The organism is Shimia sp. MMG029 (genome assembly GCF_027947445.1).
Taxonomy (GTDB): Bacteria; Pseudomonadota; Alphaproteobacteria; order Rhodobacterales; family Rhodobacteraceae; genus Shimia.
This window is the reverse complement of record NZ_JAQJIM010000001.1, coordinates 793,214-806,371: the sequence shown is the minus strand read 5'-3', so window position 1 is coordinate 806,371 and position 13,158 is coordinate 793,214. Positions and strand designations below refer to the sequence as shown.

Below are 13,158 nucleotides of genomic sequence, written 5' to 3'. Positions count from 1 at the left end.
ATGACACAGGCATCGGGCAAAGCAGAACGTGTGCGGGAGGAAAAGATCCGCTGCGATGCCTGCCCGGTGATGTGCTATATCGGTGAAGGCAAGATCGGAGCCTGTGACCGCTATGCCAACCATGGCGGTGAAATCGTGCGTTGTGATCCGCTGACTGTGTTGGACCGCACCATGGCGTATGGTGGCGAAGTACGTCCGTTTCTGGGGCGTGACTGGCATGATGGGCTGTCCACAGAGGATTTGTTTGTCACAGCCGTTGGTGCAGGCACCACCTATCCCGACTATAAGCCCGCACCGTTTCTGGCCAGCCGCGAAGTGGATGGCGTTGATTTTGTGACCGTGGTGACGGAGGCGATTTTTTCCTATTGCAGCGTCAAGGTGAAGATCGACACAGATCGGCACTTGGGGCGTGAGGGGGCTGTGATCCGCCATCAGGGCGAGGCTGTGGGGCTGATGATCACCAGCGAATATGGCTCTCAGATGATGAGCCTTGGCGGTGTGGATCATCTGACCGGTGGCAGCAAGGCGGAAGGCCGCGTGACCTGTGATGTGCTGTTGCGGCTGCTCAATCGAGAGGCTGTCACACTGACGGTGGAAGATGGTGCGGAGGTTGTGGTGCAGGCTGGCAAAGCGCCGATTGTGGATGGGCTGCGCGAAGAGCGAATGCGAGTGGGGTGCGGCTCTGCCACCATCGGGATGTTTGCGAGCCAATGGCACGGCCTGGTGGATGAGGTCGTGGTGGTAGACGACCACATTACCGGCGTCGTCAGTGAGCATCAGGCGGGCAAGGTGCTGGGCTGGCCTGACACTGGCATTCGCATCAAAGGGCGGCGGAGTACCCCAGGACGCTATTTTCAGGTGGCAGAGCCTGGGCGCGGTTGGGGCGGAACCGATATTGAGGATCCGCTGTCAATCCTTGGGCCGTGGCTGGCGAAGAAAGGAGCGCGTGAGGGGCTGACTTTGTTGATGGTTTCCACAACAGGAGAACATGCCGCGTATTATGAACTCGACGCGCAATTGGTGCCGCAAGAAAGGCCGATGCCTGCGCGGCTAAAGCCGTCGGTGGCGTTGATTGCGCAGAATTGTGAACCTGCCCTTTGCACGGTGATGTTCATGGGCGGTGCGGGTGGCTCATTGCGTTCAGGCGTCACGCGCAATCCAGTGAAGCTGACAGAAGCCGTGCAGGCCGGACGCGCCGAGGTGACGGTGGGCGGGGCAAAATCTTACGTTTGGCCCGGTGGTGGGATCACGCTTATGGCGGATGTGATGCAGACGCCAATAGGGGCGTTTGGCATGGTACCCACGCCTGCGATTGTCGCGCCTTTGGAGTTTACCGTTTCAAAACAGGAGTATGAGGCACTTGGGGGGCATACGGAGGCGGTGCGCGATGTGATCGATATTTTGCAAAGCGGCGGGTTTTATGCGTGGGACAGTCAGGTGATTTTCCCGCAAAAGCGCAAGCAATGATGGATGGGCCACAGGTCACATGGTTGCCCGATGGACGGCGGCTGCATATGCACCACGGGCCGATTGATTTGATCCTTGAGATTTGGGGGCACGGGCGTGCGCAGGCCTATCGTGCGGCGACGCTACGTTTTGAAACGGTATTGCAGGAATTGGTGGATGAACTCCCAAAACTGCGCCTGCCTGTTGAGCGGGATTGCTGTTTCATTGGGCGAATGGCGCAAAAGATGCAGAGCGCTACGCGGATGGGTATGCCAGATTTTGTGACCCCTATGGCCGCGGTTGCCGGAGCTGTGGCGGATGAAATTGCCCGCGTGATCGCTGCGGTGCCGGATGTGTCCCGTGCCTATGTGAACAATGGTGGCGATGTGGCGCTGCTGCTGACTGAGGGGCAAAGCCTACGCGCGACGGTGGCCGGTGCAGATGCGGAGGTGACCATTCATGCGGATGATCCGATCCGAGGCGTGGCAACGTCTGGATGGCGGGGGCGCAGCCTGTCGCTGGGCGTCGCGGATGCGGTGACGGTTCTGGCGCGCACAGCAGCAGAGGCGGATGTGGCGGCAACACTGATCGCCAATCACGTGGATGTTCCGGGCCATCCGCTGGTGCGGCGTGCGCCTGCCTGTGACCTACGAGAGGAGAGCGACTTGGGCGCTCGCCTTGTCACGGTCGGCGTTGGGCGTTTGCCCGCGACGGATGTTGCAGAGGCTTTGGCGCGGGGTGTGCAATATGCAGAGGGGCTTTCCCAGAAGATCCCGCTTGCAGGTGTCTATCTGCATGCGCAGGGGCAAGCCCGAGTGATGGGATCAGCTTTCCTTCACCACGCGTGCGAGGGCGCAGAACTGCTCTAGGGAGACCTGTTCGGCACGTTCGGTTGGCTGGATGCCTGCTGCGAGCAGACGATCTTCGATATCGGGGGCTTGGCCCTTGAGCGCAGCACGCAGCATTTTACGCCGCTGATTGAAAGCAGCCGCCACAATGCGCGACAACATGTCTGCGTCAGCAGGGTAACGTGGCTCTTCCAATGCGGTGAGATGCACGACGGCGGAGTGCACCTTTGGCGGCGGTGAAAACGCGCCTGGTGGCAAAGACATCACGATATTGGCGTTTGCGCGCCACTGGGCAAGGATGGCAAGGCGTCCATAAGCTTTGGAGCCGGGTTGAGCCGTGATCCGTTCGGCCACTTCACGCTGAAACATCAGGGTGAGGCTTTGCCAGAACGGTGGCCATTCCTTAGGAGTGAGCCAGCGCACTAAAAGTTCGGTTCCTACATTATAGGGCAAGTTGGCCGCCACGCGAATGGGGGGGGTCAGATGCGCCAGAGGATCGATTTCAAGTGCATCGCCATTGATCACCTGAAGTTGGCCGGGGTAGGCGGCTTCGATCTCGGCAAGCGCGGGGATGCAGCGATCGTCTTTCTCGATCGCAAGGACACGGCGCGCGCCCTCGGCCAGCAGACCGCGTGTGAGGCCACCGGGGCCCGGGCCAATTTCCAGCACGTCGCATTCGGTAAGATCCCCGGCACGGCGTGCAATTTTAGCGGTGAGGTTGAGATCCAGAAGAAAGTTCTGCCCCAGTGATTTGCGTGCAGACAGACCGTGGGTGTCGATCACCTGACGCAGCGGAGGAAGATCATCAATGGCGCTCATGGCTCATCACCTGTTTGATTGCGCGGGCGTGCCGCGAGTTTGGCCTTGGGCGGGGATATGTTTCCCCCTGTGATGCGTCAAGCGCTTTGTGGGGCGCTTTCAGCCATGCGCGCCGCCATGCGCAGCGCGGCGATGGTGCTGGATGGATTGGCTTGTCCGGTGCCTGCGATGTCAAAGGCTGTGCCATGATCGGGCGAGGTGCGGATGAAAGGCAAGCCAAGGGTGACATTCACGCCGCCATCAAAATCCAGTGTTTTGATCGGGATCAGAGCCTGATCGTGATAGGCGCAGATTGCCACATCATAGCGCGCACGGGCAGCAGCGTGAAACATGGTGTCCGCAGGCAGAGGGCCCGCAATGTCAAAGCCTTCAGTACGCAGTTTTTCCAGGACAGGCGCAATCACGCTGGCGTCTTCATGGCCCATTGCGCCGCCTTCGCCCGCGTGTGGGTTTAGGCCAGCGACGGCAATCCGAGGTGCGGTGAGGCCAAACTGATCTGAAAGACCTTTGGCAGTGATGCGAATGGTCTCTTCGAGCAGCGTTGGCGTAAGCGCGGCAGGCACTTCGGAGACCGGAATATGGATGGTGGTGGGCACAACGCGCAGCATGACAGAGGCCAGCATCATCACCACATCGTTCACGCCAGCAAGATCCGCCAGAAACTCGGTGTGGCCGGGATAGGCAAAATCAGCGCCGTCTTTGAGCGCTCTTTTGTGAATTGGCAAAGTGCAAACCGCGCTGGCGCTGCCAGACATGGCCATGTCGACAGCTTGTGAAATCACGTCGATCACGCCTTCGGCGTTTTCCGGATCGGCCTGACCGGGGGTGCGTGGCGCGCCAAAGGGGTGCGGGAAAACGGGCAAGGCATCCGGCAGCACGGCGCTTGCCTGTGACGGATCGTCAATCATCTGATGTGGCACGGTGCCCGGCAGATGATCTGGATCCGCGATTAGGAAAAACGCCAGCTCATCTTTCAGCGCCAGCCAGGCCTTTTCTGCGATCTCTAGCCCAATGCCACCGGGCTCACCACAGGTGAGCGCGATGGGGGCAGATTGTGCCAATTGGTTCATTTTTCAATGATACGCGCCTGAGCACGCAGCTGGCTGAGATAGCTGTTGGCGTAGCTTTCCAGACGTTGGTTGCGCAGCGCCTGCGCCACATCTTCGCGCGACAGCTCTTCGGCCAATTGTGCAGTACGCCCGCAGAGCATGAGCACCATAAGGTTCTGCCCGTCTGCGGAGGTCAGATTTGTGGAGACTTCGTTTTCATCCAGTTTGGCGAGTTCGATGGCCACATCTTTGGGAATGTCACTTGGCGGTAGGGTTTCGCGGACAAGAAATTCAGCAGGTTCGTCCTGTGCGATGGCAAACAGATCGTCACAGCGATCAAGGTTGCCCGCCAGTTCGTTGGCCTGTGCAAGGGTTTCTTCTGTGCGCCCACCGGGAATGAAATACATCATGTAATCAATGGCTGAGTAGGTCGGCGTGGAGCGTCCGGTTTCTGCCACATCGCGCAACTGGAACAGGGCGACCGCGTTTTGCAATGGCAAGGGGCGGGTCACCTCTCCCGGCCGCAGCGCGGTGACCACTGGCCGCAGTTCGGCGGGCAGGTTGGTCACGTTCATCCAGTCAACGCGACCGCCACTTTCCTTGGTGGCAGATGCAGAATAGGTACGCGCGGCGTTTTCAAAACTCTCAAAGCTGCGAATTTCGGAGAGTTGCTCCGCCAAGCCAAGTACCTGTCGTTGATTTTGTGGTGTGACGGGGATGATGATTTCATTGAGCAGCACACGCACACCGCCAGAGCCGCTGTTCTGAGCAATAGCGCGATCGATTTCCTCTTCGCTGACCTGTGCGTTGCCGCCAAACCGAGACTGGATGACGCCGCGCCAGGTGATGTTTGAAATGATGAAATCGCGCAGGGTCTCTTCGTCGATGCCGGCGCCGACAAGTGCCTCGATGAGATCGCCTGCTTCCATGTTGACGCGGGCTGCAAAGGCATCAAGGCCGTTCTGAATACCCTCATCTGAAGCGGCAATGCCGGTGAGGCGTGCAGCCTGGAGTTTCAGGCGGTCCTCGATCAACTGCTCGCGCGCGAGCTTTCCGGGATCTCCGGGGGCGTTCATGATGGTCAAGAGGCGCGCGCGCTGATCTAATTCGTAGTAGCTGACTGCGGAATCATTCACCAAAATTGCGGGGCTGAAAGCACTTTGTGCAACGGCCGCATTGTTGAGAACTGTCACTGCCGCAATTGCGCTGGTCAGAGAGGCGCAGTTGCGCAAAAGGGAGCGGATGAAAGGGCGTCGCGTCATGAGAGTGTCGTCTTCCTGTAATTCAGCCACAGGTGCGGCTATAGCTCTTATCGTTTGAATTGACCGAGAATCCAAGCAGGGCCACGTTGATGCCAAAGGTGTTGCTGGATTGAACGGTATCGGATGTGGAGAAGCGGCGCGATAGTGAAAGTTCGACCTGCACGCATTCGTTACGATATTGCATGCCAACTCCTGCGCGTGCCGATTTACCTGCTACTGCATCGTAGCGCCAGTCAACCAGACCGGTCCAATGCCGGGAGAAGCGATAGCTGCTGTCCAGCGTCCATTCCGAAATACGCTCTGCACGGTCTTCGTCGGGGTCTCGCGCCAGCCAGATATAGCTCGCATCCACCATCAAGCTTGGATTGCTCCAACCGAGGCGCGCAGCGGCTTTGTTCAGAGTGCCGCCTGAATCCAGCAGACCGCGAGCGGACATGACCAGACCGTTTTGATTGTTGAACTGACCTGCCAAGAGCAGATCAGATGTTTTTCCTGCCAAACCTGATGTTGCGGAAAAATCGCTTTGGGATTGGTCGCGGAATACCTGTCCCACGGTGAAGTGGCCTTCCCAGCCTTCTGATGTAACGCGGGACCAGTTCATCCCCAGTGCCGCAGCCAGACCACGCTCACGGCGGTCATGTGACGGAAAGCGTGAAAGCGACAATAGGTTGCCTTCATCAAATTCTGCACGTGTGCTTTCATCATTTGCGACGTCAAGGTTTGAGCCACCAGTCCAGCCCACTTGCGCAACCGGTTCCAGCAGATAGGTGGCGCCGTCCGTGCCGCGCTTTACCAGCGGATAGCGCAGGTTTATTGCCGCTGCGGGCGTGAAGCCACTGTCAAATGAGCTGACAGTTGTGTCATCATGGGTTTTATAAGCGTCAAACGCGAGCCCTCCGTTTACGCCGAGACGCAAGCCTGTTGCCAATGTCCAGTTGCGCAGCCATTCCACCGAGGCGTTCGTGCGTGCAACGTCTCGACCGTCATCGCCATCTAGGCCAGAGTCACGTTTATGAGAGTGCGCTTCAAGACGGGTGCGCAGCTCTCCGCCAATCGACGTCGGAAAGTAGCGCCGTTCGGTTTCGGCCTGAAACACCAAGGTAGGCAACGTGTCGTTGTCTTCGTCATCCCGCAGTGAGCGAAAATGATAGACGCCGAAGCTGGTATTTTCGTAGCGAGAGGCGCGCTCTACTCTGATATTGCTATTGAGACGATCAAGGTCAGAGTAATCATAATCTGAGATATAGGCATCATCGGTGACGGCCTTAATGTCAAAGGTAAGTTTGTAGTCGCGCTCTAATTGAAACAGACCCTCGGCGAACAGATATCCTCGCGTTTCGTTAGGGCGCAGGTCATCGTCTGAGATCGCGCCATCAAGCTCAATGCCCCCATTTTCAAAAGCTTGACGATACCGGAACTCAAGCGTGCGTGTGTTTGTTGAGATATAGGGCGTGAGCGTGAGGTCTTTGTCGTCTCCGATCGGAAAAAAGTACGGAAGCTTGATTCCATTGCCCAAAAGCGAGGTGCGCCGGAAGTTGGGAAACAGGAAACCTTTGCTGCGTTTCAGTGTTGGATCTGGCATTCGCAGATGAGGGAAATAGAACACCGGTACGTCGCGAATAAGGAAGCTCGCTTCGTCGAAGTAGATTTGTCGTTCGGCTTGATCGTGAACCACGCGTTTTGCGCGGATCTGCCAGAGTGGGGCTTCACCGGTTTCGCAGATGCGGCACGACGATACCGTGGTTTTCGTCAATACATTGAAACGACCGCCGATACGGTCGAGCTGCTGCGCGGCCAACTGCACTTGATCTGCGAGCACCAAACGCGCGCTTCGGATCAAGCCAGATTGAAAGTCTGCTTTCAAATCCGCTGAGTCGGCCACAATTGAGACTGAGTCGCCTTCAGTGATCCGTATTGGCCCCAGAAGGGTTATTTCACCGGTTTCATTGTCATAGATAACTTCGCGCGCCTGCAGCCGAGTTTCGCCAGAAACGGCTTCTACATTGCCGTGTGCACGCAGTGTAGATGTGCCAACCAGTTCGACATTGTCTGCGATCAGTACTACATTCTGTGAAGTTGGCTTTGTAGCTTCAGATTGTTCTGAAGGTACCTGAGCCGTCTGGGCCTGCACCATTGGGGCGAGGGCGCAGGAAAGTGCAGTGGCCGTCATAAGGCGGAAGAGCAAGTTCGTCATCCGTCCTCCATATGCAACAACAGACCGAGTGCCAATAACACACTTGCAACCGGCGGCGCCCAGGCTGCGAGCAGGACAGGAATTTGGCCATTTTCCCCTAAGATCTGCGCGAAGTTTCGGATGAAATAGAGGCTAAAACCGATGAGAATGGCAAACAGCACTGCAATCCCAGTGTTGCCAAAGCGCGTGTGACGCATTGTGAAGGCGGCACCGACAAGAACCATTGCCATCAGGAACAGCGGCTGCGCAAGTTCCATATGTAACCACACCGTATGGCGACGCGAGGAAAAACCAGCTTCGTCAAGTTCTTGGATGAACTTTGGTAATTGCCATACAGAAATTGCGGAAGGGCTGCCGAAACGATCTCTAATGCGATCGGGTGTCAGGTTGCTGGGCAAGGTCAGCGTGTCGTGATGGTGCGCGGCTGTGCCTTCTGAGACGCCCCGGTTGAGGGACCAGACCCGCGCATTTGTGAGTGCCCAGCCATCGTCTCGCAATTCAGCGGTATCGGCTTGAATACGGGACTGCGGGCCGCCGTTTTCGCGATAAGTGATGATGCTGAGATTGATAAATTTGCTGGCATCAGCATTGGTGCGTTCAGCATGGATGACGGCATGTCCTTCCGGCCCACCTTGACGCAGCCAGATTCCTTCATCTGACAAGGATAGCGCGTTCCCACCGTTGTTGCGCAATGCGTCGCTTTGTTTGTCGTATTCAACGGATGTTTTCGCCACGAGTGGATTGATGATTGTGACTGCAGCTACCCCAACAAGCAGCGCCAGCACCATAGGGGAAATCACAGCCACAATCGCGGAGCGCCCAGCCGCGCGCACCACGACAAGTTCTGATGTGCGCGCCAGGCCGATAAACAGGGCCACAGTTGCCAGGATCACAATCAATGGCAGAAGTTGATACAGCCCCTGAGGCGCGCGTAAAAAGGTGAGACCGATTACGCGATAAAAGCCCACCTGTTCCACATCAAATTTGCGCAGTTGCTCCATCATGTCGAGCAGAATGGTCAGCACGAAGAAGACGGCGAAAATGCTCAGCAGCATCCAGAAAAACTTGCGCGCAAAATAGAGATGGGTTGTCATGCGACAGACCTCCGCCGCAAACGAATTGGGTTTGACGCGAGATATAGCAGCACAAATGCGAAAACGCCGCCCAAGGCAACGGGCACATAAAGCAACGGCCAGAGCTCTGGCGCGTCGAGCACGGGGTCGGAAACCACGTTTTTGAGGGCTTCAAGCACTACAAGAATGCCAAAGGCAAACAAAATTTGACGCCAAACACCAAAGCGGCTGAAGCTGCCGATGATCAGCATGCCAAAGCCAACCAACGCAAAGATGACGCACATGATGGGGTGGGTGAAGCGGGCATGAAACTCTTCGGTGACATTGCCCAGACTTTCGCCTGTGATAGCCGCAGCAGAAGGGAGATCACCGAAAATGTCCCAGGTTGGCAAATAGTTTACGGATCCGCGATTGATCGCTTCAGGATCGACCAAACCGCTGATGTCATATGAAAAATCCGCGAAGTTCGTGGTCATGAGGCGGTCGGTGTCCGCTGGATTGAACTGCATGAGACCATCGACCATCACAAGCTTAGGGCCGCTTTCATCCTGTACCAGATAGGCCTCTGATGCGGTGTGCAGTGTTGTGCCATCTGGGTTTCGGCTATCCGCCATAAGCACGTCTTTGAGCACGCCATTTGAGCTGATTTCGCGGATGTAGAATGTCACCCCATCTGCCGGATGCATAAAGGTGCCGTCAGTCAGCAAGCGTGCTGTGATGTTTTGGCTGATTTCTTTTTGTCTCTCGCTTAACTCCTTGGCTGAAGTGGGCACGAGAAAATGGGTGAGGGCACTCATCATGAGGGCTGCGATCACCCCGAATACGGCAACCGGTCGGGCGAGCCTCCAGGGGCTGAAGCCGGTGGCCTGCATGACGGTCAGTTCACTTTCGTTGGACAAGCGATTTGTGACGTAAACCGTACCCGCAAACACGGCGATTGGCAGCACGCGGCGGATCACACTCGGAAGCATCAGCAACGAAAGCTCAAGGAAAACGGCCACGTTCTGACCGCTTGCGATCAACTGATCAAACAGTGACACCGCTTGGTTGACCCAATAGACCGATACGAGGATCAGTGCGAAGAAGCCAAACAGAGTTAGAAACTGCGACAGGATGTATCTGTCGAATCTGCTCACGCCTTGGATCCCCTCAAGTTCTTGTTCTTTGCGCGCAGTTTAGTGGAATTGGTGGGGCGGTGAAACTGCAAACTGGCGATGGCCACTGGTCAAGCAAGATTGGGCGCGCTAGGTGTTTGGCAGCATTAAAATGGAGATTGACATATGCGCCCTGTGCAGTTTGCTTTTGAAGAAACTCAATTGGATGAAATTGCAAAAGCAGAGGGGCGGATTGCAATCTTTGTACCCCAGGAAGGAAACCTTGATCAGGGCTCGCGGCGCATCAACCGGATGACCCGTGGCGCGGTGGAGCGTTTGCGCGAAGACAAAGGGGCGGATGCTGCAAACGGCACATTGATCACGCTGGCGTTTCCGACTGGATTGGCCGCTGAGGCAGTGGATGTGGTTATTCTGCCGCGTCGCTGCAGTATTGAAGAGGCACGCAAAGCCGGTGCGGCGCTTGGCAAGGCGCGTGGCAATGCAGCTTTGACGGTTCTGGCGGGCACCCATCCCAAGGCGGCGCAGATCGCTTTTGGCATTGCGATGCGTGACTATGGATTTGACGATCATAAGACCGCGGATGCGGAGGAAGATGCGCGGGCGGTGCGCATGATGGTCAGCAAACCTGCTGACGTAGAAGCCGCGGCTGCACCTTTGCTGGCTGTCGCGGATGGTGCGTTTTTCACCCGTGATCTGGTGAATGAACCTGCCAATGTGCTGACCACGACAGAGTTTGCGGACCGTTTGGTGGCACTTCAAGAGATCGGTCTTGAGGTGGAGGTGCTGGAAGAAGACCAGCTGAAAGAGCTTGGCATGGGCGCTTTGTTGTCTGTGGGCGAGGGGTCCGAAAGCCCGTCTAAAGTGGTGGTGATGCAATGGAACGGCGGCGACAAAGCCGCGCCTCCGTTGGCGCTTGTTGGCAAAGGCGTTGTGTTTGATACCGGCGGTATTTCGCTGAAGCCTGCTGCGGGCATGGAAGACATGACCATGGATATGGGCGGCGCAGGCGTTGTGGCCGGCACCATGAAGGCGCTGGCACTGCGCAAGGCCAAAGCCAATGTTGTGGGCCTTGTCGGCTTGGTTGAGAACATGCCCTCCGGCCGTGCGACCCGTCCTGGCGATGTGGTGACCTCCATGAAAGGCGACACCATCGAGGTCATCAACACTGACGCGGAAGGGCGTTTGGTGTTGTGCGACGTGATGCACTACGCGCAAGACCGTTTCAAACCAGCGGGCATGATTGATCTTGCCACTCTGACAGGCGCGATCATCATTGGCCTTGGGCATGAAAATGCCGGGGTTTTCTCCAACGACGACATGCTGTGCAATGCCTTCCTGAAAGCCGCGGATGCAGAGGGCGAGGGCGCCTGGCGGATGCCACTGGGCAAAGGCTATGCTAAGCAGCTGAAATCGCGCATTGCGGATGTCAAAAATGTGGGGGGACGCCCGGCGGGCTCGATCACCGCAGCCGAGTTCCTGCAGCGTTTTGTGCAAGAGGGCACGCCTTGGATTCACCTCGACATTGCTGGGGTGGCCAGTGTGAAGTCTGAAACTGCTTTGGCACCTGCAGGGGCGACAGGCTGGGGCGTAAGCGCGCTCAGCCGCCTCGTGGCGGACAACTTCGAGGTATAAGCCCTTGGGTGCGGTCTATTTCTATCACCTGACACAAGCGCCGCTTGATACCACCTTGCCGCGCCTTCTGGAGAAGGCGCGGGGGGCTGGCTGGGCCATTGCTGTACGGGGGGTAGACCCTGCACGTATGGACTGGCTGGATCAGAGGCTGTGGCTTCTGGGAGACGAGAGTTTTTTACCGCATGGGGTCGCTGGTGGGCCACACGATGATTTGCAGCCCATTTTGCTGACCACTTCACAGGATGCGCCCAACAAAGCGAGCTGCATAATGACGGTGGACGGGGCCGAGGTGAGCGCCGAAGAAGTCACTGCCGCCGAACGCGTCTGTATTTTGTTTGACGGACATGACCCGGAAGCGGTTCAGCATGCACGTGGGCAGTGGAAAGCGCTGACAGATGCGGGCTGTGCAGCGCAGTACTGGTCTGAAGAGACAGGCGTCTGGCAGAAAAAGGCCGAAAGTGGCGGATCCTAACGTATTAGGATCAAACGGTTTCCTGCGATGGTGATCTGTTCAAACCGCTGAAGGTAGGACATGCCGAGCAGCGACTGCGGCATCTCGCCTTCGTTGACGGTGGCGCGTACATCGCGATCCGTGAAACCACCGAGAGAGATTTCCTCGATCCAGACCGGAGCAATGCGCACTTCGCCATTGGCTGTCATGGCGCGGCCCCAATAGGCCAGATTGTCAGGATCCAGTCCGGCGCGCCGTGCGTCCTCTTTCGAGAGCACAATTTCAGAGGCCCCTGTGTCGACGATGAACGCGACATCGGCACCGTTGAGCGAGAGTGTGGCATGGTAGTGGCCATCGCTGCTTCGGGGAATTTCGATGCGATTGCCGTCTTCAAGTACGGTCTGCATAGGGCGCACACTGGTGCGGATATCATCCCACATACCGGCCACGGCAATCGCGCCAAGAAAGATCAAAACCCAAATCGCCGCGTTGCGCAGTGTTTGGCCAAGCGCGATGCGACCGGAGGAAATGTACCACATCAAAACCATGATCAGCAGCAGACTCAGGTAGGCAAGGTGGCCGATCTCAAATTCGCTCATACGTGGATGTTCCTTAGGGTGATGACTTACCCAGCAAGCCCAAAATCTTTCAGGCCATCAAGGATAAACTGCACAGCAAGCGCGGCCAGCAGCATGCCCAACAGACGGGTGATCACGGTGATGCCTGTGCGCCCCAACAAACGCTCAAGGTATCCGGCGGTCAGAAACAGGCCAAAGACGATGATCAGCACCAGAAGCGCCACGCCAAGCACCGCGATTGTGGATTGAACGCCGCTGTCCTGTCCGGCGAGCAGGATTACGGATGTGATCGCACCGGGGCCTGCGAGCAGCGGGATGGCTAGCGGAAAAATTGAGGGATCCGGGTAATCTTCTTCGGCTTCTTCTGCCTGATCTTCGCGGCGTTTTGTGCGGCGTTCAAAAAGCATGTCCAGTGCAGTCAGAAACAACAGGATACCGCCGGCAATTCGGAACGCAGGCATGGAGATGCCAATGCCGCCGAGCACGGCCTCACCCAAGAAGGCGAAGACTGCGAGGATTATGAATGCGGTGACACAGGCGCGAATGGCAATCGCGCGGCGCTCGCGTGCGGGCACGCCCTGCGTGAGCGACACATAGATTGGGAAGAGGCCAATCGGGTCGATGATGACAAAAAGCGTCACAAAGGCCGTGATGAAGGCGGCGCTGTCCATGGTTTTGGGGCTCCCTCTTG

Annotated in this window: 12 protein-coding genes; 4 read left to right on the top strand and 8 right to left on the bottom strand. The window is 57.2% G+C overall.

Features of this window, described 5'->3' with window-relative positions:
• Together PJL69_RS03930 and PJL69_RS03925 are read left to right on the top strand one after the other, a co-directional pair.
• Positions 1-1,467, top strand: coding sequence for a 6-hydroxynicotinate reductase (locus PJL69_RS03930; protein WP_271308484.1), 1,467 nt, complete (start codon positions 1-3; stop codon positions 1,465-1,467).
• On the top strand, positions 1,464-2,315 hold the full coding sequence (locus PJL69_RS03925; protein WP_271308483.1) for a UPF0280 family protein: 852 nt from the start codon (positions 1,464-1,466) through the stop codon (positions 2,313-2,315). The genes PJL69_RS03930 and PJL69_RS03925 overlap by 4 nt, the downstream gene beginning before the upstream one ends.
• Here the strand turns inward: PJL69_RS03925 and rsmA are convergent.
• The 6 genes from rsmA to lptF form a co-directional block, all read right to left on the bottom strand.
• Positions 2,271-3,113, bottom strand: a complete 843-nt coding sequence (gene rsmA, locus PJL69_RS03920; RefSeq protein ID WP_271308482.1) for a 16S rRNA (adenine(1518)-N(6)/adenine(1519)-N(6))-dimethyltransferase RsmA — start codon at positions 3,111-3,113, stop codon at positions 2,271-2,273. The two genes, PJL69_RS03925 and rsmA, sit on opposite strands and share 45 nt — an antisense overlap.
• 77 nt (positions 3,114-3,190) lie before the next feature.
• Complete coding sequence (pdxA, locus tag PJL69_RS03915) at positions 3,191-4,183, bottom strand: 4-hydroxythreonine-4-phosphate dehydrogenase PdxA (protein WP_271308481.1); 993 nt, start codon at positions 4,181-4,183, stop codon at positions 3,191-3,193.
• Entirely contained in the window at positions 4,180-5,424 is a 1,245-nt protein-coding gene (locus PJL69_RS03910) for a peptidylprolyl isomerase (protein WP_271308480.1), read from the bottom strand. Before PJL69_RS03910 ends, pdxA begins: the two co-directional genes overlap by 4 nt.
• 22 nt (positions 5,425-5,446) lie before the next feature.
• Positions 5,447-7,618, bottom strand: coding sequence for an LPS-assembly protein LptD (locus PJL69_RS03905; RefSeq protein WP_271308479.1), 2,172 nt, complete (start codon positions 7,616-7,618; stop codon positions 5,447-5,449).
• Positions 7,615-8,712 (bottom strand): LPS export ABC transporter permease LptG, encoded by a 1,098-nt coding sequence (gene lptG / locus PJL69_RS03900; protein ID WP_271308478.1) that lies wholly within the window; start codon positions 8,710-8,712, stop codon positions 7,615-7,617. Before lptG ends, PJL69_RS03905 begins: the two co-directional genes overlap by 4 nt.
• A complete protein-coding gene (gene lptF, locus PJL69_RS03895) occupies positions 8,709-9,827 on the bottom strand; it encodes an LPS export ABC transporter permease LptF (protein WP_271308477.1) in 1,119 nt (372 codons plus the stop codon). The genes lptG and lptF overlap by 4 nt, the downstream gene beginning before the upstream one ends.
• A 144-nt stretch (positions 9,828-9,971) precedes the next feature.
• Here lptF and PJL69_RS03890 point away from each other — a divergent pair, with 144 nt between their 5' ends.
• The gene (locus tag PJL69_RS03890; RefSeq protein ID WP_271308476.1) at positions 9,972-11,438 is read left to right on the top strand and encodes a leucyl aminopeptidase; all 1,467 of its coding nucleotides are present in this window, start codon (positions 9,972-9,974) and stop codon (positions 11,436-11,438) included.
• 4 nt (positions 11,439-11,442) lie between these two features.
• Positions 11,443-11,910, top strand: a complete 468-nt coding sequence (locus PJL69_RS03885) for a DNA polymerase III subunit chi (protein ID WP_271308475.1) — start codon at positions 11,443-11,445, stop codon at positions 11,908-11,910.
• Here the strand turns inward: PJL69_RS03885 and PJL69_RS03880 are convergent.
• Both PJL69_RS03880 and PJL69_RS03875 read right to left on the bottom strand, forming a co-directional pair.
• Complete coding sequence (locus PJL69_RS03880; RefSeq protein ID WP_271308474.1) at positions 11,907-12,488, bottom strand: retropepsin-like aspartic protease family protein; 582 nt, start codon at positions 12,486-12,488, stop codon at positions 11,907-11,909. The genes PJL69_RS03885 and PJL69_RS03880 overlap by 4 nt on opposite strands.
• A gap of 26 nt (positions 12,489-12,514) precedes the next feature.
• On the bottom strand, positions 12,515-13,138 hold the full coding sequence (locus tag PJL69_RS03875; RefSeq protein ID WP_271308473.1) for a MarC family protein: 624 nt from the start codon (positions 13,136-13,138) through the stop codon (positions 12,515-12,517).
• Between the last annotated feature and the right edge of the window lie 20 nt (positions 13,139-13,158).

Coding starts and splice junctions, on each gene's coding strand:
- PJL69_RS03930 (WP_271308484.1), top strand. CDS start 1: ATGACACAGGCATCGGGCAAAGCAGAACGTGTGCGGGAGGAAAAGATC.
- PJL69_RS03910 (WP_271308480.1), bottom strand. CDS start 5,424: ATGACGCGACGCCCTTTCATCCGCTCCCTTTTGCGCAACTGCGCCTCT.
- PJL69_RS03875 (WP_271308473.1), bottom strand. CDS start 13,138: ATGGACAGCGCCGCCTTCATCACGGCCTTTGTGACGCTTTTTGTCATC.
- rsmA (WP_271308482.1), bottom strand. CDS start 3,113: ATGAGCGCCATTGATGATCTTCCTCCGCTGCGTCAGGTGATCGACACC.
- pdxA (WP_271308481.1), bottom strand. CDS start 4,183: ATGAACCAATTGGCACAATCTGCCCCCATCGCGCTCACCTGTGGTGAG.
- PJL69_RS03925 (WP_271308483.1), top strand. CDS start 1,464: ATGATGGATGGGCCACAGGTCACATGGTTGCCCGATGGACGGCGGCTG.
- PJL69_RS03880 (WP_271308474.1), bottom strand. CDS start 12,488: ATGAGCGAATTTGAGATCGGCCACCTTGCCTACCTGAGTCTGCTGCTG.
- lptG (WP_271308478.1), bottom strand. CDS start 8,712: ATGACAACCCATCTCTATTTTGCGCGCAAGTTTTTCTGGATGCTGCTG.
- PJL69_RS03890 (WP_271308476.1), top strand. CDS start 9,972: ATGCGCCCTGTGCAGTTTGCTTTTGAAGAAACTCAATTGGATGAAATT.
- PJL69_RS03905 (WP_271308479.1), bottom strand. CDS start 7,618: ATGACGAACTTGCTCTTCCGCCTTATGACGGCCACTGCACTTTCCTGC.